The sequence below is a fragment of the Arthrobacter sp. NA-172 genome (assembly GCF_043952055.1).
GTDB lineage: Bacteria > Actinomycetota > Actinomycetes > Actinomycetales > Micrococcaceae > Arthrobacter.
This window is the reverse complement of the sequence record NZ_JBINOT010000003.1, coordinates 980,097-1,000,803: the sequence shown is the minus strand read 5'-3', so window position 1 is coordinate 1,000,803 and position 20,707 is coordinate 980,097. Positions and strand designations below refer to the sequence as shown.

At 64.3% G+C, this 20,707-nt stretch carries 15 protein-coding genes and 4 pseudogenes; 7 read left to right on the top strand and 12 right to left on the bottom strand.

Translation table 11 applies throughout. The features are described from left to right. Positions 1-63: 63 nt before the first annotated feature. Both ACF0H6_RS18805 and ACF0H6_RS18800 read right to left on the bottom strand, forming a co-directional pair. A pseudogene (locus ACF0H6_RS18805) lies at positions 64-874 on the bottom strand (TIGR01906 family membrane protein); the annotation flags it as partial. 430 nt (positions 875-1,304) lie between these two features. Then, complete coding sequence (locus ACF0H6_RS18800; RefSeq protein ID WP_395250988.1) at positions 1,305-2,297, bottom strand: stage II sporulation protein M; 993 nt, start codon at positions 2,295-2,297, stop codon at positions 1,305-1,307. Positions 2,298-2,440: 143 nt separating this feature from the next. Here ACF0H6_RS18800 and ACF0H6_RS18795 point away from each other — a divergent pair, with 143 nt between their 5' ends. Beyond that, positions 2,441-3,241: an RDD family protein gene (locus tag ACF0H6_RS18795; protein ID WP_395250987.1), complete on the top strand. Its 801-nt coding sequence runs from the start codon at positions 2,441-2,443 to the stop codon at positions 3,239-3,241. A 6-nt stretch (positions 3,242-3,247) separates the two neighbouring features. On the opposite strand, the gene ACF0H6_RS18790 is transcribed toward ACF0H6_RS18795, so the two are convergent. The 6 genes and pseudogenes from ACF0H6_RS18790 to ACF0H6_RS18765 all read right to left on the bottom strand — a co-directional run bounded on the left by ACF0H6_RS18790 (position 3,248) and on the right by ACF0H6_RS18765 (position 8,408). Beyond that, positions 3,248-3,667: a L,D-transpeptidase gene (locus tag ACF0H6_RS18790; RefSeq protein WP_395250986.1), complete on the bottom strand. Its 420-nt coding sequence runs from the start codon at positions 3,665-3,667 to the stop codon at positions 3,248-3,250. A 172-nt stretch (positions 3,668-3,839) separates the two neighbouring features. Beyond that, positions 3,840-4,481 (bottom strand): annotated as a pseudogene (locus ACF0H6_RS18785) (Ig-like domain-containing protein); the annotation flags it as partial. A 100-nt stretch (positions 4,482-4,581) separates the two neighbouring features. Then, positions 4,582-5,958, bottom strand: coding sequence for an Ig-like domain-containing protein (locus ACF0H6_RS18780; protein WP_395250985.1), 1,377 nt, complete (start codon positions 5,956-5,958; stop codon positions 4,582-4,584). Between the two features lie 132 nt (positions 5,959-6,090). Continuing rightward, positions 6,091-7,584 carry an adenosylhomocysteinase gene (gene ahcY, locus ACF0H6_RS18775; RefSeq protein WP_395250984.1) on the bottom strand — a complete coding sequence of 498 codons (1,494 nt, stop codon included), beginning with the start codon at positions 7,582-7,584 and terminating at the stop codon, positions 6,091-6,093. Between the two features lie 41 nt (positions 7,585-7,625). Continuing rightward, the gene (locus ACF0H6_RS18770) at positions 7,626-7,850 is read right to left on the bottom strand and encodes a Trm112 family protein (RefSeq protein ID WP_395250983.1); all 225 of its coding nucleotides are present in this window, start codon (positions 7,848-7,850) and stop codon (positions 7,626-7,628) included. 183 nt (positions 7,851-8,033) lie between these two features. Then, positions 8,034-8,408, bottom strand: a complete 375-nt coding sequence (locus ACF0H6_RS18765; RefSeq protein WP_395250982.1) for a DUF3499 domain-containing protein — start codon at positions 8,406-8,408, stop codon at positions 8,034-8,036. 97 nt (positions 8,409-8,505) lie between these two features. On the opposite strand from ACF0H6_RS18765, the gene ACF0H6_RS18760 reads away from it, so the two are divergent. Continuing rightward, positions 8,506-9,024 carry a metallopeptidase family protein gene (locus ACF0H6_RS18760; protein ID WP_395250981.1) on the top strand — a complete coding sequence of 173 codons (519 nt, stop codon included), beginning with the start codon at positions 8,506-8,508 and terminating at the stop codon, positions 9,022-9,024. 12 nt (positions 9,025-9,036) lie between these two features. On the opposite strand, the gene ACF0H6_RS18755 is transcribed toward ACF0H6_RS18760, so the two are convergent. From ACF0H6_RS18755 to ACF0H6_RS18745, 3 genes and pseudogenes are all read right to left on the bottom strand, one after another. Next, positions 9,037-10,887: a DUF5719 family protein gene (locus ACF0H6_RS18755; protein WP_395250980.1), complete on the bottom strand. Its 1,851-nt coding sequence runs from the start codon at positions 10,885-10,887 to the stop codon at positions 9,037-9,039. Then, a pseudogene (locus ACF0H6_RS18750) lies at positions 10,880-14,305 on the bottom strand (glycosyltransferase family 2 protein). Before ACF0H6_RS18750 ends, ACF0H6_RS18755 begins: the two are co-directional and overlap by 8 nt. Then, positions 14,305-14,851, bottom strand: a pseudogene (locus ACF0H6_RS18745) (WhiB family transcriptional regulator). Before ACF0H6_RS18745 ends, ACF0H6_RS18750 begins: the two co-directional pseudogenes overlap by 1 nt. 363 nt (positions 14,852-15,214) lie before the next feature. Here ACF0H6_RS18745 and ACF0H6_RS18740 point away from each other — a divergent pair. Next, positions 15,215-15,913: a TIGR03089 family protein gene (locus ACF0H6_RS18740; RefSeq protein ID WP_395250979.1), complete on the top strand. Its 699-nt coding sequence runs from the start codon at positions 15,215-15,217 to the stop codon at positions 15,911-15,913. Here ACF0H6_RS18740 and ACF0H6_RS18735 read toward each other — a convergent pair. Next, on the bottom strand, positions 15,900-16,469 hold the full coding sequence (locus tag ACF0H6_RS18735; RefSeq protein ID WP_395250978.1) for a GtrA family protein: 570 nt from the start codon (positions 16,467-16,469) through the stop codon (positions 15,900-15,902). The two genes, ACF0H6_RS18740 and ACF0H6_RS18735, sit on opposite strands and share 14 nt — an antisense overlap. A 182-nt stretch (positions 16,470-16,651) precedes the next feature. On the opposite strand from ACF0H6_RS18735, the gene ACF0H6_RS18730 reads away from it, so the two are divergent. From ACF0H6_RS18730 to ACF0H6_RS18715, 4 genes are read left to right on the top strand one after another with little or no spacing between them, the layout of a single operon-like run. Continuing rightward, complete coding sequence (locus ACF0H6_RS18730) at positions 16,652-17,839, top strand: 5-(carboxyamino)imidazole ribonucleotide synthase (RefSeq protein ID WP_395250977.1); 1,188 nt, start codon at positions 16,652-16,654, stop codon at positions 17,837-17,839. Continuing rightward, positions 17,836-18,399 (top strand): 5-(carboxyamino)imidazole ribonucleotide mutase, encoded by a 564-nt coding sequence (gene purE, locus ACF0H6_RS18725; protein WP_395250976.1) that lies wholly within the window; start codon positions 17,836-17,838, stop codon positions 18,397-18,399. The genes ACF0H6_RS18730 and purE overlap by 4 nt, the downstream gene beginning before the upstream one ends. Before the next feature lie 53 nt (positions 18,400-18,452). Then, entirely contained in the window at positions 18,453-19,703 is a 1,251-nt protein-coding gene (gene manA, locus ACF0H6_RS18720; RefSeq protein ID WP_395250975.1) for a mannose-6-phosphate isomerase, class I, read from the top strand. 3 nt (positions 19,704-19,706) lie between these two features. Beyond that, positions 19,707-20,642, top strand: a complete 936-nt coding sequence (locus ACF0H6_RS18715; protein WP_395250974.1) for a lipid II:glycine glycyltransferase FemX — start codon at positions 19,707-19,709, stop codon at positions 20,640-20,642. The last annotated feature ends 65 nt before the right edge of the window (positions 20,643-20,707 follow it).

Genomic DNA, 20,707 nt, shown 5'->3' with positions numbered 1-20,707 from the left:
GGGGACGCTTTTCTTGGTCTTGCTGCTTGCTACTTCTCCAGCGGGACGGCCTCGGAGTCGGTTTCAGCAGCATCCGCGCTGCCTTCCGCAGCGGCCGCCTTTCCTGGCAGGAAGTCCGCGACGACGGCGGGTGGGCCAGGTAAAGATGAGCGTCAAGAGTGCCGTGAGGAAGACCAAGGCCCCGATCACGATGCCCGCATCCATCCAGAACTGTCAGGGAACAAACGGATCAAAGTGTCGTCAAGGGCAAAGGTCCAGGTGCCGTTCGCGAAGAAGATCTCGTGGAAGTCCGTGAAAAACTGTTGCCAGCCGAGTGCGGCAAGCGTGCCGAGCCCAAGAATCAGGACCAAAGTGACAATTGAACCTACGAACAGGCCGCGGCGGATTCCGCCCGTGCTCCGCTTGCGCAGGTAGATCATGGCGATGATGCCAATGATGATCATGAGGGCGCCGGCACCGAATGCGGAAAGCATCACGGTCTTGACGTCGGCCATGTGGGAAACTTCGCCCTCTTTGAAGAGCTTCTCCCCGTTTCGGTTGACCAGTTCGCCCAGGTAGCGCGGTCCGGACCCGTTGCTCAGATAGTCCATGGCGTAGGAGCCGTAGGTCATCCGGTCATCGGCGTTGAAACCGTAACCATCGCCCGGGAACCCTGCGCGGTAGTACTCCACCCACAGAAACAGCGGGCTGGCCACGGCACGGATTGCCAGGATCACAGAGGACCACCGGGTAGAAAACGGCCAACAGAGACCTGGAAAATGCGCGGCGCCACCGGTTTCGCCTTGGCAGCCTGTTCGCGCTCGTGGTTGCGCCGTTCCACCTCGGATTCCGGCGGCCGGACCTGAAGGGCCGACGTCGGCAGCGGCTCGGCGAAGAGGGCCGGTTCCGGCCCGGTTTCCGCTGCCTCGGCGGCTTTGCGGTCCGCCCGGCTCTCGGGCTGTCCATTGAGGGCTCGTCCTGCCCGCTTGCTCTCCGGCAGGGGCTTGCTCTCCGGCACGGGCTTGCTCGAAGAGCTCTGGGCTGCGTCAGCAGTCCTTGCCGGGCCTACGACCGGGGCCCCGGACTGAGGGGCAGGCTTCATCCATTCGAAGGCCGGCTCATCGCCGTCGTCGTTGATATCCGCGTCCGGGTCTTGGGGGATCGGGCTCTTCTCGGTCACTTCAATTCACTTCCGTAGGATTCACATGCCGGAGCAGGAACGGTCTGCTGGCAATCTTCTCTGGGTTCGAGCCTACAGTCAGGCCTCGCGGAGAGACGAGGAGCCACCCCGGCGGGCGTCGGATTGCGGACAGACCCGGTACCCCTCACGCGGCTATCTCGCGATAACCGGCGTCGTTGCTGTCCAGGTCACCCGTGGCGCCGGCACGGAACGCCCGTCCGCCCAGGACCAGGGTATACACCCAGTATGCGGCGAGAACCAGCGAACCGATGAGTAGCTTGGCCCAGACGGGAAGCGGGCTTGGCGTCACAAAAGCCTCAACGAGTCCGGAAACGAAGAGGACGATCACCAGACCCAGGGCAACCGTGATGAGCGCGCGGCCCTCTTCCGCCACAGCTTGCATCCGCCGCCGCGGGCCTGGCGAAACCAAGGCCCAGAAGATGCGAAGTCCGGCCGCGGAAGCAATGAACACGGCGGTCAACTCCATGAGGCCGTGCGGGAGGATGTAGCTGAAAAACACGTCCATCTTGCCGGTAGCCGCAAAAACACCCGCAGCGATCCCCATGCCTTGGGCGTTCGAGAACAGCGTGTACGGCACCCAGAAGCCGGTAATGCCCAGCGCTACGGCCTGCGCGCCGATCCAGGCGTTGTTGGTCCAGACTGCCCCCGCGAAGGACGCAGCCGGGTTCGCCGAATAGTAGCCAACAAAATCCTGCTCGACGTATTGCTTGACGGCATTGCTGCTTCCCAGTGCCCTTAACGCCTCCGGCGAGGTCCCGATCCAGAGCGCATATGCTCCCGCCACAAGGCAGAAGAAGGTCCCGCACCAGACCGTCAACCAGCGCAGACGGTAGAACGCGGCCGGCAAGGACACGACGAAGAAGCCCGCGAGGTCTTCCATGAAATTAGACCGAGCCCCGGTGAAGCGCGTGCGGGCCTGGGCGAGAGCCGCAGACAGGTTCGCAGACAGGGCGCTCTCCGGCGCCACGGATCGGATGAGGGACAGGTGTGATGACACCACTTGGTATAAACGCAAAAGCTCATCGGCTTCGCCGCCGTCAAGGCGTCGTTTGTGCGCGAGCTCGTGCAAGCGGGACCATTTGGTCCCGTTCACGACGGAGAAGGCATCCATGTCCACGGCTCTACCCTAATCCCAGCGTCCAAGGCAGTCCCGCCCCTTCCACGGCAAGCCCTGCTCCGAATCCGCACCCACGGTTAGACTCGTCCCGGGGGTGCCGTTCGGTCCGCCCACATTGTGTGCAGTCGCAGGAGGGAACCGGCGTGACTTCGATCATTACTGGAGAAGCCGTGGTCCTTGAGCTGCGGCCTGCATCGTTCGGCGCGAGGGCGTTGGGGCTCATGCTCGATGTCCTGGTGAATGTTGTGCTGCTCCTCGGTCTGCTTCTCCTCCTCGGCCTCGTAGCGCCGGATGTGGACCAAGCCGCCGGCCGCGCCATGGCTCTGTCCACGGTGGTGCTGTGCCTTGTTGTGGTCCCGGTGGCGGTGGAAACCCTAAGCCGTGGCCGCTCGTTGGGCAAGCTGGCTACGGGACTCAGGATTGTGCGCGACGACGGCGGTTCCATCCGCTTCCGGCATGCATTGATCCGGGGGTTGATTGGCTTCCTGGAGATCTACGCGACGTTCGGCGGATTGGCGATTGCCGTGGCGCTGTTCAACGATAAGTCGAAGCGGCTCGGAGACGTGGTGGCGGGAAGCTACTCACTCAGGCAGCGGGTCCCGGCTGAACGCAAGTTCCTCCCGTACACACCCCCCTATTTGCAGTCTTGGGCTGGAATCGCCGATATCGGCAGGGTGCCCGACGGCACGGCGCGGCGGGCCTCACAGTTCATCCAGCAGGCGTCGCGAATAGCTCCGGAATCGCGCCTCAACCTGTCCGCAAGCCTCGCGACGGAACTGGCAACTTACGTCGCACCACCGCCGCCGCCCGGAACGACGCCGGAGGACTACGTCCTTGCAGTATTGTGTGAACGACGGAACCGGGACCTGGAACGGCTGCGCCGGGCAGGACAACGCAGCGCGGTCGTCGGGGAACGGCTCAACAAGCTCCCGTACACGCGCTAGCGAGGCTCAGCGCTTTGCGTAATCGGCCCAGGCGATGTTCCAGTCGCCGAAGCCTTCAAGCGGTTCCACCGCCGGGGCGCCGGTGTTGAGGACCTGCACCACGTCCCCTGTCCTCATAGTGTTGAAAAACCAGGAGGCGTCGTCCGGAAGCAAACCCACGCAACCGTGCGAGACGTTGAACGCTCCCACTGCGCCGTAGGCTGACGGGAGTGCCTGGTGCACATAGACTCCTGTGTTTGTCAGCCGGTTGGCGTGCTCCACCACTAGAGGGGCGTAGTAGCCTTTGTCGCCCGGTTTGAGTCCGATGCTGCCCGCGTTGAACTTCGAATGGCGCTCCTGCTCCATAATCACGGCGTAACCGGTGGGCGAAAGCCAGTCGCTGGCTACCCAGGGTGACGGGAGCAGTCTTGACGAGATTCCCGTCAAAGTAGACGTTCATGGTTTTAGTGACGTCATCCACGACGGCGATCCGCTGGGGACCGGTCCTGAAAGTGGCCTTGACGTTGGAATTGCCAATCATGCCGTTCCCGAAATCCCTCCCGAAGAGTGGCATGTCCATGGTGATGCTCGTGTTGGGCGCCCAGAATTTCTCCGGGCGAAGGCGCACTTTCCGGTCCGAGTACCAGCGCCAGGCCACCTCCTGGCCCGAGGAGACATGGATCTTCACCGCTTGTTCCATCGCTGCTTTGTCGGTGACAGGCTCGCTGAAGTTGATTTCGATGGGTTGCCCCGAACCCATGGTGGAACCGTCCCGGGGGAATACTGCGGCATCGGCTTCACGGGCCGTGGAGACCGTGGTGAAGGCCTGGGTCCGACGTGTTTCCCGGCCGGCGGCGTCAACCACGGTGAAGCCGTACCTGTACTCGGTATTGAATTTCAAGGCGTCCACGGTGGACCAGGTGCTTCCATCAGCGCTGATGGTCCCGTTGACGGCAGTGCCGCCTTTGAGCGGCACCAGTTCGACGTCCTTCAGCGTGCCGTGCAGGGCCTTCACTGAAGGTCCGACGGCGGGATTCACCTCACGGGCACCGTCCCGTGGAGTAACACCCAGTTCCACGGCTTTTACGACGCCGGACGCGAGTCCGGGACGGGTGCGCTGTGGGGATCCCGCCTCTGATTCGACTGCCGTACCAACCCAGTCAGGCGCGGTGGCTACACCGATGCCTCCGGCCGCAACACCAGCAAAAATACCTGTGATTCCGAGAATCCTCCCGGTCTTTTGTTTCCTTTGCCACGCCATCGTAAGACTCCACATCCCCAGTAGACGCCAGCCCCCAAGACTGACCCGCCAATTCTACCGGGGAAACGGAGGCGTCCCGATGAACGCCGGCTGAGGACGCCTATCGCTTGGCGTACTGCGCCCAGGGGATGTTCCAGTCGCCAAAACCGTCGTCGAAGTTGGCGTAGTCACCCTGTGTGTTGACCACCTGGACGACGTCTCCGGTGCCCATGTTGTCGAAGACCCACTTCGCCCCGTCAGGTCCCAATCCCACGCATCCGTGGGAGAGGTTTGTGACACCGATGTATGGCAGTGCCGAGTCCGTGGCCTGGTGGATGAATTCACCGCTGGGAGTCAAACGCGTTGCGTAGTTCACGTCAAGCTGCCCGTAATAGGCGGGGTCCCCCGGCTTGAGTCCGATAGTCGACGCATCCATGTGCTCCACCCGGTACTTCTCCATCAGCACCAGGTAGCCGCGAGCGGAAGGGAACCTGGTGTCACCCATGGTGTCCGGCCATTCGCCCACCTGCTGGTCGTTGATGCTGACAGTGAACGTGTGGGAAACTGCGTCCGCAATAGCTACCTTCTTGTCGCCGATCTTGAAGGTGTTCGTCCTGTTGAAGTTGCCGATCTGGCCATTGCCGAAATCCACACCAAACAGTTTCAGGTCCACCGTGACGGTGCTGTTCGCTGCCCAGAAGTTCTCCGGACGGTAGCGCACCATGGTGTCGCTGAACCAGTGGAAGGCACCGGCCTGCCCGGACGTGGAGGTGACCTTGATGGCAGCCTCGACGGCGGCCTTGTTGACCACCGGTTCACTGAAAGTGAGCTGGAGCGGCTGCGCAACGCCCACCTTGGACCCGTCCAAGGGGTACATGGCAGCGTCGGCCTCGTTCTGCGTGGAAACCGTCGTGAAGGACTCGGTTTTTGACGTGGCGCGGCCAGCGGCATCCGCAACCGTGTAGTTGAACGTGTAAGAGGAGTTGAATTCGAGGGGCGTGGACGCGGTCCAGCTGAGGCCATCCGGAGTCAACGCACCGTCGACCGTTGTTCCCTTAGTACTCGTCAACGAGACCCTGTCCAGGGTTCCGTCCTTGACGGCGATGGTGACGGGGGCAGCGGGATTCACCTGCTTGGCACCGCTGACGGGTGAGGCAACCACCGAAGCGGGCTTGACGACGGGCAGCACCGCAGCCGCCTGGCTGCGTTCCCCCGCCGATCCTTCGGACTCGATTGCTGCACTGGCCGCGTGCGGCGCCACGGCCGCGAATGTACCACTGAGCGCAGCAACGAGGCAGACCACCACGATCCAGGCCGCCTTGCGGAACCGGCGTCGCTTCTTGTCCGTGTAGACAGCGTGGCCGTCGTGCGTGGCGTCGAAGCTTTCGTTGGCGTCGAAGCTTTCGTTGGCGTCAGAGCTTTCGCTCGCGTCGACGTTGCCGAACTCGTCCAGGGGCGCGAAATCGTCCACGTCCTCGCCGTCAGGATGATGACCCATATTCGCTTTCTCCAAAAATCCCGTCCCCCAATAACTGACGCCCCCACAACGCACATTCCCAGCCGCATTCTAAGGGGCGTGGCTTGATATTGGCTGGGAGCATGCCGGTCAGCGCGCCCCCCGCCGGTGTTCTTAGTACCGGTAGTGTTCCGGCTTGTATGGCCCGGCAACGTCAAGGTCCAGATACTCAGCCTGATCCTTGCTGAGCTCGGTCAATTCCACGCCCAAGGCATCCAAATGCAAACGGGCCACCTTCTCGTCCAGGATCTTCGGCAGCACATCAGCCTGGTTCGAATATTCACGCTCGTCCTCGGGGCCAGAGCCAGTCTGGTCCTTCTTGGTCCACAACTCGATCTGGGCGATCGTCTGGTTCGCGAACGAGTTGCTCATGACGAACGAGGGGTGGCCGGTGGCGTTGCCCAGGTTCAGGAGTCGCCCTTCGGACAGCACGATGATGGAGCGTTCGGTCCGGCCATCGGATGCGGGGAAAACCCACTCGTGAACCTGCGGCTTGATTTCGACCTTCTGGACCCCGGAGAGCTTGGCGAGGCCGGCCATATCGATCTCGTTGTCGAAATGGCCGATGTTGCCAACGATCGCCTTGTTCTTCATGCGGAGCATGTCCGGAGCCATGATGACGTCTTTGTTGCCCGTGGTGGTGATGAAGATATCGCCTTGTTCCAGCACCGAATCGAGCTTGGCCACCTGATAGCCGTCCATCGCGGCCTGGAGCGCGCAGATGGGGTCGATCTCGGTCACAATGACGCGGGAACCCTGGCCGCGGAGGGCCTCAGCAGCGCCCTTGCCGACGTCGCCGTAGCCGCAGACGACGGCGACCTTGCCGCCCATGAGGACATCCGTGGCACGGTTGATGCCGTCCGGCAGCGAGTGCCGAATGCCGTATTTATTGTCGAACTTGCTCTTGGTCACCGAGTCGTTGACGTTAATGGCAGGGAACAGAAGCTTGCCCTGTTCGGCGAGCTGGTAGAGACGGTGCACGCCCGTGGTGGTTTCCTCGCTCACGCCGCGGATGCCGGCAGCGATCCGGGTCCACTTCTCCGGGTCTGCGGCAAGGCTCTTGCGCAGGACATCGAGGATGAGTGCGTATTCTTCGGGGTCGTTCTCCGTGGCAGCCGGCACCGCACCCGCGGCTTCGAATTCGACGCCCTTGTGGACCAGCAACGTGGCGTCGCCGCCGTCGTCGAGAATCATGTTGGGGCCCAACTCCGGGTTCGAGTCCGCGCCCGGCCAACTGAGGATCTGCTCGGCAGTCCACCAGTATTCCTCGAGGGTCTCGCCTTTCCAGGCGAAAACGGGAACACCTTGGGGATCCTCAACGGTGCCCTTTCCGACCACGACGGCTGCGGCGGCTTCGTCCTGCGTGGAGAAGATGTTGCAGGACGCCCAGCGGACCTCGGCGCCGAGGGCCGTCAGCGTCTCAATGAGCACCGCGGTCTGCACGGTCATGTGCAGGGATCCCGCAATGCGTGCGCCCTCGAGCGGCTGGCTCGGTCCGAACTCGGCGCGCAGCGACATGAGTCCCGGCATTTCGTGCTCGGCCAGGCGGATCTGGTGGCGACCGGCTTCGGCCAGGGAAATGTCTGCAACCTTGTAGTCGAAAGTCATGGAAGTCCTTAGAAGTACCGGGTGGTTGACGTCAGGCGGGCTCAGGCGCTGAGGGGTCCGTCGTGCTGGTCGGAGGCAGCTGCGCTGGCTGCTGCCAACAGCTCCGGGGGCAGCAGCAAGGGGATGCCGTCCTGGATGGCATAGCGGAGTTTCTCACCCGAGGCGGCCGCGACAGTCGAGACAAGTTCCTCGCCGTCCTGTTCCAGCGGGGACCCAGTCACGGGGCAACGCAGGATGGACAACAATTCAGGACTGACCTTTGGCATGTTTTGAAGCTCCCTGGATGGCATCCCTTGGACGCCGCTGTGGACTGATATGCAGCTTCCAGAGTACAACCCGGCGGGACAGGGCGCGTTGTCACAAGGAACGTGCCACTGCGACATCGTCACAAAGGGAGCAGCGGCGCACCGCGCACGGCGCCGGAGGATTCCCGGGGCATCCCGGGAAGATCAGGACGGATCGCGGAGAATGCGCAGATGACGCCGTGTTCCATCGGCCGGGGGTGGCCCGTCAAAGGGCGCGCGGACGGTGCGCTGTTCCGGTGCTGCAGGGGCTGACGCGGCCTCGCGAACCGCATTCGCCAAGGCGAGGAGATCGTCCGGCCCGGGCTGCGGTGGAGAGGACGGCATCGCGAGCCTCATGACTTCCCAGCCCCTCGGTACCGTCAGCGACTCAGCATGCTGCGCGCAAAGATCATAGGAGTGGGGCTCGGCGTACATGGCCAAGGGACCCAGCACTGCTGTGGATTCGGCGTAGACGTACGTCAAAGTAGCCACCGCGGATTGGCGGCACGCTGATCTGGAACACTGACGAATTGCACCCACAACATCCCAGATTAGCCGCTCTTGGCCGCGGCGCGGTGCATTGCCTCTTAGCGGGCATTATGTCGCGTTGCCGGAACCACGGGACTAGAGTCGATGTATGCAGTCACAGCACCACGTTCCGGGCTTCACAGTCCATTTGTCTGACACCGAGGACAGCCAGGAAACGACGACGGCGGGTACTTCCGCACGCGGCTTCAGGCAGCGCCGCAGAAACCGCCATGGGCGCGGTTTGCGCGGCGAAATCATGCTTCCCAACGTTCCCGGCTACCGGACGCGTTCGGAGCGGTTCGATGACCTCGTGCTGGATTCCGCGGAACGGCTGCAGGATATGTGGGGCAAGCGGCTCGACGGCGTCGCTTTCGCCGTCGAGGAGATCCCACCGAACCTCGAGCAACTGGTGGCCCAAGGCACCGCCGCGCCGCTCGGCACGTACACCCCGGCTGCCCAAGGCCTGGGGCCGGTCATCACGATCTATCGGCGCGTCGTCGAGCACACCACCGCCGGCCGGGAAGACCTCCAGGATCTGGTTCACGACGTCGTCGTCGAGTACACCGCCGAGATGCTCGGAGTGCCGCCAGAGACCCTGGACCCGGTGTATCGCCGTCGTTATCAGTAGGCCAAACGGGGCTCAGTAGCCGAGCGTCACTTGTACTTTTTCATGGCCGGCCGCACCGTCTTGGATGGTCAGCACCGAAATCCCTGATTGCTCGCTCTGGCCAAGTACCAGCGCGCCGTAGGCCGCGTCGCCTGCCGCCGAGACAATGTAGCCCGAGATCGCAGCCCCGTCTGACTTCTCCGGAACTCCGATGACCGAGGTGGTTCCCCCGGCGATATCCACGGTTTCCGTCTTGTGCACCTTGCCGTCCGAGGTCACCGGGGTGTAACTCACGGTGGCCCGGCCAGCCGGCACGCCGAAACTGAGGGCGCGCGTGCCGCCTTGAGGCACCGCCACCACGTGCTGGCTGCCCAAGCGGACCGCAGCGGGAGACCACGCGAAGTCAACGGGATCCTCGGCTTTAAGTCCCCTGGTCACCCGGGCGGACGCGGCAAAGGGAACGTCCGAGGTTGCACTGACGGTGTACATGCCCGCGGGGACACCCGTAAGCGGCACTTGGGTAACCGAACCGGCTTTTGCGGTGACCGCTCCCCCGCCGGACAAGGCCCGCTGGCCGTTCGGCCCGAACAAGCGCACATCCACCACGGCATCCGCGGGACCGGGGACGGTAATCTGCAGCGCGGGAACGACGTCGGAGAAACCCGCTTTGTCCGCGAGCGACTTCACGGCGGCCGGATCCTGGATGTCTACGCCGGTCATCACCTGGGAATCGGCCGCAGCCGCACCAGGGGTAATGAGCTCGACACCACCAGCCGTCAGTCCGCGGAGGACGCTCTCCTGGATGCTTGCCGCCACCGGCCCTCCGCTGCTGCGCAAGTGCACTGAGAGCTGGCCCTCGTTCGGGGCCAGTCCGGCCAAGTTGATGGACCGGGTTGTTCCTGGCGAAACCAGCAAGCCACGGCTGTCCGCGGCTTGGATCTGGCCACGGGCGCCGAACAAGTCAAGATTGACGGTGGCCGGCGTGCCCGATGCATTGCTGACGTTCAAAACCGCTGTGCGGCCCAGCGCCGTGCCTGCACCGACGAGCCACGCGTCGTTCACGGGCTGCTCGCAAGGTGCGGCAGCCAGCCCGCGGAGATCGCCGTCGCTGGCCGTGTAGCTCATCAGGCCCGCGACGGCGGCCCTCTGGCCGCTGATGGGATCCGCGCCAACCACGGTGACATCTGCCGCTGGCCGCTGTGCCACGACCCCCGCGTTAAGGACGGGAGGCCCGGGAGCAGGTGTTTGGACGGCGGCAGGAGCCTTCGCGATTTCGGCGATCGGTGAGCCGTTCAAAGAGGCGAGGCTGCTTCCGGGAACGGATCCGCTGGCGTCACTGAGCACTACCGCATCCAGGAAGCTCTTGGCTGACTTGGACACAGGGCTGAACTGGGTGTCAGTACCCGCGGCGGTTCCCTCAGGGAGTCGGGGCGGTGCCGGACACACTGCGTTTGTCCTGCCCGCCGGGACATTGGCAAAGGACATGTCCAGCGCTTTGTTTCCCGACGGCGCCGGCATGATGGATGCCGCCGAGACCACGCCGGCCCCGGCCGCAAGGAGCACGACCGCGGAAAGGACGCCCAACACCGCGCCCCTGTTTTTGTTCCCGGCTTTGTTCTTGTTCCCTGCTTTGTTTTTGTTCCCGGCTTTGCGCTGCCCGCGGGTCCTTGGCTCCTCGCTACGACGCCGGGCGGAGGCGACCTTCGAACGCTCGGATGATTCCGGCGCTGGCGCCTTTTCTGACGCCTGCTCGGGTGCCTTCGCTGGTGCCTTTACTGACGCCTGCCCAGGTGCCTTTACTGTGGCCTGTTCTGGGGCCTTCGCTGACGCCTTTTCTGGTGCCAGCGGGTGGCCCTCTGGCCCCCGGTCTTTGTTGTCAGACACTGCTGTACTCCTTACGGAGAGAGTTTTGTTCCTTGCGGAGGCCGGTCTTCGGCCTGCGGGCGGGCATGGGAATGGCCAAGAGAACAGTCAATCCGATGACAACGGCCTGCAGGATGCTGAGCCAAGGATCCCAAACACTGGTGTAACGGATCTCGACCTGGCCGCCGGCCGCCGGCAAAGTGAATGCTTGGGCCCATCCAGCCGTGGTCGGGCTGAGGGGACGGCCATCCAGCCAAGCGCTCCAGCCGGCATCTGCGCGCTCAGCGAGCACCACCAGCCGCCCGTCCTGGCCTCCCGGGATACTCCCCTTGACTGACGTTCCGATGGAGGGCAGGAGGGCAACAACCGCACCCTTGGCATCGACCACCTTGACGCGGTGCGCCGTTTCGGCGTCGGCGGCTGCGGCCTGGTTCAGCGGCGTTACGCGCCACAGCCACCCGGAATCCGTCTTTCCCACAGCCACCAGGTCTGGAACGGAATCGATCCGGTTGGCCGTCAGCTGAGCAGCAATATCGGCTGACTTCAGGACAACGAAACCGGCGCCGAGCTGCTCAAGGCTTGGCCGCGGGTCTACACCGGTACCCGCGACAATGGTGGCCACGGCGTTCCGGATGGACGCAGTGGCGTCGTCGTCAGCAACAAGGCGTTCCTGGCCGGGGTTCCCACAATGGAATTGGCGGCAGCCACCGTCGAGAGCGAATCCAGGGTGGTACCGGCTCCTCGCATCAGCGATGACGTATAGCCGCCGTTATCACCGGCGGTGATAACCAGCGTGCGCGTCTGTTCGGGTCCTTGGCCGTGGTCGACGGCAGTGGCGGGAAGCGTTCCCTGCCCCGCTGCTTGGACCAGCCGTGCCGTGCCCAGTGCGGCCGTGGTCCCGGAGCCTGTGACTGCCGACGCCAAGACATTCTGTGTTGCCCATACGCCCATGCTCACCAGAGGCCCGGCGATGAGGAGAAGAGTCGCCACCGCGGACGCTATGCGCAACGCGACATACCGGACTGCCCTTCCGCCTTCTGCCTTGGCCGTCAATTGAAGGAGGTTTTCGGCTCCGATCAGCGCAGCACCCAGGACCGGCGAAGCCGGCGGCAGAAACAGCAGGCCCTGTGAAAGGGGCCACGAGCAGGTTGCCATTGGCGGCTGTTGCCACGTGCCCAACAAGCCAAGCCCAAGCCAAAAGAAGGAGGGCACCTGCCCAGAGGAAACGGGTGACCCGGGAGCGCCGCCCGGGCACAAAGAGCGCTACGACGGCCAAGAGGAGGACCGGCGCGCCGAGCAGCAGTGCAAGGAGCAACGCCCACGGCACACTCGAGGGGCCGAACAATGCCAGGCCGGCCAGTCCACCGTTGATGTCGAATTTCAGGGGTTGACCCAGCAATTGCTGCCACAACGGTGCGGCGTCGAAGCCCAGCGGGAGGCCTGGATCAGCCAGCATGGCCCGGGGACGCTCCAGGACGGAGAGGACGTACGGCGCAAAGAGCGCCGCGCTCGGAAGCAACGACCACCAAATAGTCCGTCCACGCCGCCCCATGGCGACACCGCAAAACACGATGAGGGCTGCCAGCGGGAGGAGCAGGGACGGCGCGGATGCCGCCACAACAGCCAGCACCAGACCGGCCGCGGCAGCAGCCGTCCACGACGGCGTGCCGTTGACACCGGGCTTGCCGGGCAGGGGCTTGGCGCTGGCGGAGGCGGAGGCGGCCGGCTGGATACGGTTTCCGCGAATCTGGTTCGAGCGGATCTGGTTCGCGCTGGTCTTGTTCGAAGTAGTCTGCGTCAGGGTAGCGCGGCCGAGCGCCGATCCCGTAGCCCGCAAGAGAGCCATGGACCAGCAGGGGCATCGCCATGTGGGCCAGGAAGCGCTCCGGCCCTTCCTTGGTTCAAGGCGATTTGGAGCGCTGGCGCTCCGGCCCAGATCAGCGCAGCCATGAAACGGTAACGGCGCAGCGTGGTCAACGCTCCAGCGGCAAACCAGGCGCCGCAGGCCGGACAGCGGCATGGCCAGCAACAACAGCCACACCATGGCCGTGTTCGGATCGCCGGCTCCAAGCATTGACACGAGCCACAGGACATATGCGAACGGATCTCCGTGCCCGGGCAGGCCGGCACCCAAACTGATCCACCAGCTGGAAGCTGACCGCCAGATCTCGCCGGCCGTAGACAACGGCAGGAGTCCGCCCCCAATCACCCCGCTAGCACCCAGAAGGCCCAGCAGTCCTACGATCGATGCAGCCAGGGCAATGAATCCGGCAGCCACCGCACCGCCGCCAACCCAGCCTCGCTCATTCGTCGCGAGAGCCGCGAAGTCATCGCCGGCATCGCCGCTCGGTTCCGGGGCCAGGGAATCCTGGGCTTGCTGGGCTTCCTGGAATTCGTCTGCACCAATCGCTTCGACGAGCGAACGCCGGTGAGCCGATACCTCGCGCCGCGGAGTCTGCAAGCCCTTGATGACTGAGCGTCGGACGCGCCGCGTGCGGGCCGCGTTCCTCCGGGCCCGCCAGATGGCCCTCGGCCGGCCGAGGGCAGCAAGCGTCGCACCGAGCTGGGATATCCCGTAGCCCGGCTCCTTGACGAGGATGCTCAAGATGAGACGCACGACGCTACCAAGCAATGCGCCGAGTACATGGAGGGGAACTTTCCAGGGGGCGGCGTGCGTGAGCCTTAGATGGATTTGGCTCTTGCGCGCGGCAGCAGGTGTCGCCAGGCCATGAGGGCGGTGCTCCACATGGAACATGCGCGCCGCCGGAACCACCACAACCCTGTTGCCCGCAAGCCAGTTGCGCCAGCAGAAATCGATGTCGTCTCCCACGCCAGGAAGCGCGGGGTCAAAGCCGCCCAGATGTTCCCAAGCGTCGCGCCGGATCAGCATGCCGGCTGAATTCACAGCGAAAGTGTCAGTGCGTCCGTCGTATTGGCCCTGGTCGAGTTCATCGGCCTCAATAAGCGTCAGGCGTTCGGCCCAGCGGCTCGTGGAGAGCCCGGCGTCGACGAGTCTGCGTTCAGCGTCCCAGGCCAACTGCTTGCAGCCCGCCACGGTGACCGACGGAGCGCGCTCCACTGCCTGAAGCAACTCGGCGAGTGCCTCCGGGGCGGGAGCGGCGTCGTCGTGCAACAGCCAGATCCACTCGACGGTGCCGGACTCCTCCGCAGCGCGTGGGCCCCTCGAAGGGGCCAAGCGGGCGAGTCCCGCTGTGACGGCCGCGCCGAAACCCACTTTGGTTTCGCCGGTGCTGGTGACGTTGGCCTCGCCGAGCGCCCGCCGCAGCAACGCTGCGGACTTGTCCCGGGAGCCCGTATCAATGCCAATGGCGGCATCTGCCGGACGCGTTTGGTCCAGCAGAGCCGCCAGGGTTCTGGGCAGGTAGTTACCGCCGTCGTGCGAAACGACGACGGCGGTAACGTGTACTGCCTTGAGAATCAGACCGCTCGCTTCCTCAGCCTGCGGCGCTCACGCTCGGAGAGTCCGCCCCAAATACCAAAACGTTCATCGTTGGCGAGTGCGTATTCAAGGCACTGCGAACGCACGTTGCACGCACCGCAAACCTTCTTGGCATCCCGCGTCGATCCGCCCTTTTCAGGGAAGAAAGCTTCTGGGTCCGTCTGGGCGCACAAAGCGTCCGTCTGCCAACCAAGTTCGCCTTCGTCGTCGAAGTTCCCCTGGCCCGGGAGCCCGATCCATACCGGCTGGGCCGGGGTATCGAGCGGACGGCGCAACTCCATGGGAGGATCGTCGAGATCGTCCTCCGGATCTACCGGCGAGTCCCCCACGAGAGCCTCGTGGGCAGCAAGAAGGGCCGTAGCCTGGTCTTTCAAGCGACTCCCGTGTGGTCTCGATATAGCGGTCCGCCGCCTGCGGATCTGCCGGATCAACATACCAATCCCCCGGAACTTCCCGCGATCGGTACTTGACCGACGCATATTCCGCGACGACTGCATCTTCTTGGATACGCAACGCTTGCCCCATGGCGCCTCTCCTGATGTTGCAGCTGCTGCCGTGCTCATTCGGTACTCGGTTATGTACCCGATACTCCCGCAGCGGCGTTCGATATCTAATTACACGCGTGTAACTACCAAGCCGTCAAGCCGCGCCGGAATAATAATCAACTTTCTGCACTAACTCCCGCCGCGCCACGCCCGGGATTTTTTCGCCGCGCCCGCGCGTTCCCGGGAAAAACGGAAGCGTCGAATCACTTAAGATGAATTTCCGCTGAATTTCAGGGAAATCATTCGCGCCCTGAAGGGTCGGGGCTCGCAGCCTTGCCGCTCGGAGTGGCGCAATTCACATCGACCGACGACGCGCAGAATGCCCCGTGGCAGGATGTAAACCATGAGCACCCCCGCAACGAACCTCATGGCAGCCCTGCGCTCCGGACACGCCACTTCGCCCCGCCTGACCTGGGACGGACCGGACGCCGAGCGCGTAGAACTTTCCGGCCGGGTCTTGGACAACTGGGTCGCCAAGACCAGCAACCTTCTTCAGGACGAGTTCGACGCCGAGCCGGGCATGAGCCTGCGGCTGGACCTGCCGGCCCACTGGAAGTCCCTTGTATGGGCGCTGGCAGGCTGGCAATTGGGCATGGAATTGGTCCTCGATGGCGGGGGCGCGGATCTTCTCGTCACGGACACCCCCGACGTCGGTGCGGGCGCCGACTTTGACGCCGTCGTCGCCGTTCCGCTCGCGGCACTCGCGATGAGCTGGCCCGGAGACCTCCCGGTCGGCGTCGTGGACTATGCGGCAGAAGTCCGCTCCCATGGCGACGTGTTCATGGCGCATGCGGAAGCCGACGCTGCCCTGCCTGCCCTGCGGCGTTCCGAAACCGGGCATGCGCACAGTGAACTTCTGGACGGCTTTGCGAAGGACCATGAGGCCGGCGTCCGGCTGCTGGTTCGCGCAGCTGACGGGTTGGAGTCAGCCCTCGCCGACGCACTGGGTGCCTGGAAGGAAGACGGCTCAGTGGTACTGGTTCATCCGGACGTTGACGTTACCCAGCACCTGCTGGACAACGAGCGCGTCACGGGCGCTTGACTACTTCTTCGCCTTCATCCGAACCGGCGTCGAAGCCGGCGCCGGGGCGGGTGGCCTTTGCCCGACGGTGGGCTTCGATGAGTTCGTGGTCATGCGAGAAGGCCAGCTCCTCATCCAGTTCCTTGTTGAACACCCAGAAGCGGTAGGCAAAGAAGCGCACCACGGTCGCCACCAGGATGCCAACGACGCCGGCAGCGAAGAGGACGTTCTTGTCCTGGATGTTCATGCCGTACTTGGCGATGGCGGTCAAGCCGGTGGAAATACCGATGCCGATGCCGTTGATGACGATGAACATCACGAACTCGCGCACCACGTTGTCCTGGCGGCGGTGGCGGAAGGTCCAAAAACGGTTCGCGACCCAGGAGAACACCGTGGCCACGGTGGCGCCGACGAAGCGGGCCTTGGCCTCGCTGTCGGACATCGGGCCGTGCATGAGATAGAAGGTCAGTCCGTTGTCTATGACGAACGCAACACCGCCAACAGCGCCGAACTTGGCCACTTCGCGCCAAAAAAGCGAGGCGAGCCCGCGAAAGCGATCTGCAAGTGTGTTGATCATGACCCTCCATGGCCGTAGTTCTAAGGGGCCGATGGGCCGAGTCACCATTTTAGCCCCGTTTCCTTGAAGCTTGCCGAATCTTCCCGTGAGAAAGGCCTCGCGTCGCGCTCCAACGGGATCCAGCCGGGCAGCCGCTGCTGCGGAATCAAGGAACCAGCCCCCAGTTCGGTAGGCTGAACCTTGTGACTTTTCCTGTAATTGGCGTGGTGGGCGGCGGCCAGCTCGCACGAATGATGGCCCCGGCCGCAACCGCACTTGGCTTCGAACTCCGTGTCCTTGCTGAAGGTGAGGACGTTTCGGCAGTCCAGGCCGTGGCAACGGCACCGGTCGGCGACTACAAGGACCTTGCGGCCCTGCTCGAGTTCTCCCGGGGCCTGGATGTGATGACGTTCGATCACGAACACGTTCCCACGGAGCACCTGAGGGCGCTGATCGAGGCGGGCGTTAACGTCCAGCCCGGGCCCGATGCCCTGGTGCACGCGCAGGACAAACTCGTGATGCGCGCCGCGATCGACCGCCTCGGGCTTCCCAACCCCGCGTGGGCTGCCGTCCACGGCGTCGAGGACCTGGTGGCTTTCGGCGAGCAGATCGGCTGGCCGATCGTCTTGAAAACCCCCCGCGGCGGCTATGACGGCAAGGGCGTGCGCATCGTCCATTCCGCCGACGACGCCCGCACCACCACGGACTGGTTCGAGGGCATGAGCCCGCTCCTCGCGGAGGCTAAGGTCGAGTTCAGCCGCGAACTCTCCGCACTCGTTGCGCGAACTCCCGACGGCGAATCCCGGGCGTGGCCCGTTGTCCACACCGTCCAGGTGGACGGCGTCTGCGACGAAGTCATAGCGCCGGCGCAGGACATTCCCGTGGAGGTGGCCGCGGCCGCCGAAGAGGCAGCGCTGCGGATCGCGAACGAACTCGGAGTCACGGGTGTCATGGCGGCGGAGCTCTTCGAAACCCCCGGCGTCGGCGTCGGCTTCCTGGTCAACGAGCTCGCCATGCGGCCGCACAACACCGGCCATTGGACGCAAGACGGCTCGGTCACCAGCCAGTTTGAACAGCACCTGCGAGCCGTCCTCAACCTCCCTCTGGGGGCGACTGACGCCTTGGGGGCAGTGGCGGTCATGAAAAACTTCCTCGGCGGCGCAAACCAGGACCTCTTCAGCGCGTATCCCAGGGCCCTCGCCTACGAGCCTGCCGCCAAGGTCCACTGCTACGGCAAATCCGTGCGCCCCGGCCGCAAGATCGGCCATGTGAACCTCGTCGGGACTTCAGCCGCAGACCTCGATTCCCTCCGACACCGTGCCACCGTGGTGGCCGACATTATTCGCGACGGCCGCATGCCGGCCGAGACCACCACCGAGGAGACCGCATGAGTGCCGAAAACGCCGCCCCGATCGTAGGCCTCGTCATGGGCTCCGACTCCGACTGGCCGGTGATGGAAGCTGCGGCTGATGCCCTGGCCGAATTCGGCATCCCTTTCGAAGCCGACGTCGTCTCCGCCCACCGCATGCCGACGGAAATGATCAGCTATGGCCAGGAGGCGCACGGACGTGGCATCCGGGTCATCATCGCCGGAGCAGGCGGCGCAGCCCACCTGCCAGGCATGCTCGCCTCGGTCACACCGCTACCCGTCATCGGTGTCCCGGTGCCGTTGAAAACGCTTGACGGTATGGACTCCCTGCTGTCCATCGTCCAGATGCCCGCGGGCGTTCCCGTGGCTACGGTTTCGATCGGCGGCGCCCGCAACGCCGGCCTTCTGGCCGTGCGAATCCTCGCTTCCGGAACTGATGAACTGGCGGTCCGGCTCCGCGGCGAGCTGCTCGATTTCGCCCAGGAGCTCAATAACACGGCCACCGAAAAAGGGGCGAGGCTCCGCGATAAAGTGGCCGAAGTGTTCTCCACTGCCAACGTCTCCGCCCGGAGCAGCCACTAAGGGGCTGCCTGTTCCCACCAGTGACCCGCCCGCAATGACAAGGACCCTCTGCCGTGTACCAGCTTGAGAACGTTCTTCGCCCCTACGCCTGGGGATCGACGACGGCGATCGCCGCCCTTCTCGGAAGGCCCGCATCGGGCGGCCCGGAGGCTGAATTGTGGATCGGTGCGCACCCCGACTCGCCTTCCATGGCCACCCGTCCGGACGGATCCTCCGTTGCCCTGGATGCCCTGATCAACGTGGATCCCGCCCATTTCCTGGGAGAAACCAGCGTGGCCGAGTTCGGTCCCCGCTTGCCGTTCCTCACCAAACTTCTTGCTGCTGACAAGCCTCTGTCTTTGCAGGTGCACCCCCGTTTGCAGCAGGCCCGGGAAGGCTTCGCGAAGGAAAACGCCGCGGGTCTGGCAGCGGACGCAGCTGAGCGCAATTACCGCGACGACAACCACAAGCCCGAAATGATCTTCGCGCTGACACCGTTCGAGGCCCTCTGCGGTTTCCGTCCGGCCGTCGATTCGAAGCGGATCTTCGAGCACCTCGCAACCCTCCTGGACTTGGCCGCCGTCGACCTTCCGGAGGTCATCAGCGGGGTCATCGCGGACCTGTCCGATTCCGACGAGCCCGCCGCCCTCAAGGCCGCGTTCACCCGTTTGATCACGGGCGGGGATGCCGTCTCGGAGGCCACCGGGCAAGTAGTCTCCGTGTTGAAGTCAGGCGCGCCCATGGGTCAGCACGCCGCGGAGCTCACCACGTTGACAGGCATCAACAGCGAATACCCGGGCGATCCCGGCGTCCTGATTTCGCTGCTCCTGAACCTTGTGTTCCTAGCCCCGGGCGAGTCCGTGTACTTGCCCGGCGGAAACGTCCACGCCTACCTCAAGGGCCTGGGCGTGGAAGTGATGGCAGCCTCGGACAACGTGCTTCGCGGCGGTCTCACTCCCAAGCACATTGACGTTCCTGAACTCCTCAAGACCATCGAGTTCGAAGCCCTCGGCGTGCCGCGCATTGAGCCGCGGACCTCGGGCTTTGGCCAAGAGCTTTACGTGCCACCGTTCCGGGAATTCCAGCTCCAGCGCATCGAGTTGGCTCCGGGCGCTGAACCGGTGCCGCTGGCGCAGGCCGGTCCCGCCGTCGTCGTGGTTGTCTCCGGTTCAGTGGTGCTCGACTCCCCCAAGAGCGAACTCCCCGTAGCGCGCGGCGGCAGCGCCTTCATTCCGGCATCCGAGGAGCCCGTCATGGTGCACCCGGTGGCCGGAGCCGAGGCAACCAGTGTCGCGTTTGCCGTCACAACGGGGCTGGGGAACTGATCGGTGGAGTACTTCCTGCAGACGCCCGCGTGGGCGTCTTTCCAGCGTTCCCTTGGCCGCACGGTGCACGAGGAGTCTGGACCCGGATGGCGCTTCCTCGCCGTGGAGGAAAAGAATCCCGCCGGCAAGGTGATCTACACTCCCTACGGGCCCGTGGCCGAATCGCTCGAGGCCTTCGACGCGGCTCTTGATTCGCTTCGTTCGCTCGCGCGCCGGAGCCATGCGGTATTCATCCGGATGGAACCCGTCACCGCCGGGTTCGAAGCCGCCGACGGCGATGCGGTACTGCGGGCGCGCGGCTTGCAGCCCGCGCCGTCCAACCAGCAGCCGGAACTGAGCTGGATTGTTGACTTGGAGGGCGATTTCAAGGACGTCCTGGCGGGAATGAAGCCCACCAACCGCAATCTTTATCGCAACATCCACAAGAAGGGTGTCACGTTCCGGTCCTCGCAGGATCCTGAAGAGATCTCGGTGCTCCTCAATTTTCTGCACATGACCGCCGCGCGCAACGGCTTCAAGCCGCAGAGCGACGACTATCTGAGCTCTGTTGCCCGGTCCCTCATGCCGGCTGGTGCCGGCACCCTGTTCATCGCCGAACTCGAAGGCGAGCCCATTGCGGCCGCCCTCGCGTATGACTCAGCCGACACCCGTACCTATGCCCACGCGGCGCTCGATGACACGCACCGCAAGCTCAGCGCGGGCATCCCTTTGCTCGTCACGCTCATGGCAGATGCCAAGGACAAGGGACTGAAGCACGTTGACTTGTGGGGCGTGGCTCCCGAGGGCGAACCCGATCACAAGTGGGCCGGATTCACCGCGTTCAAGAAGTCCTTCGGCGGCCGCGAAATCGCCTACCCCGGCACGTGGGACCTCCCCGTCAACAAGCTTCGCTACAGCGCCTACCAGCTAGCCCGGAAGCTCCGCGAGAAACTCCGCTAACTCCCCACCCCCTGCGCGAGTTCCTCCCCCACCCTGCGCGAGCTCCTCCCCCACACCCGCGCGAA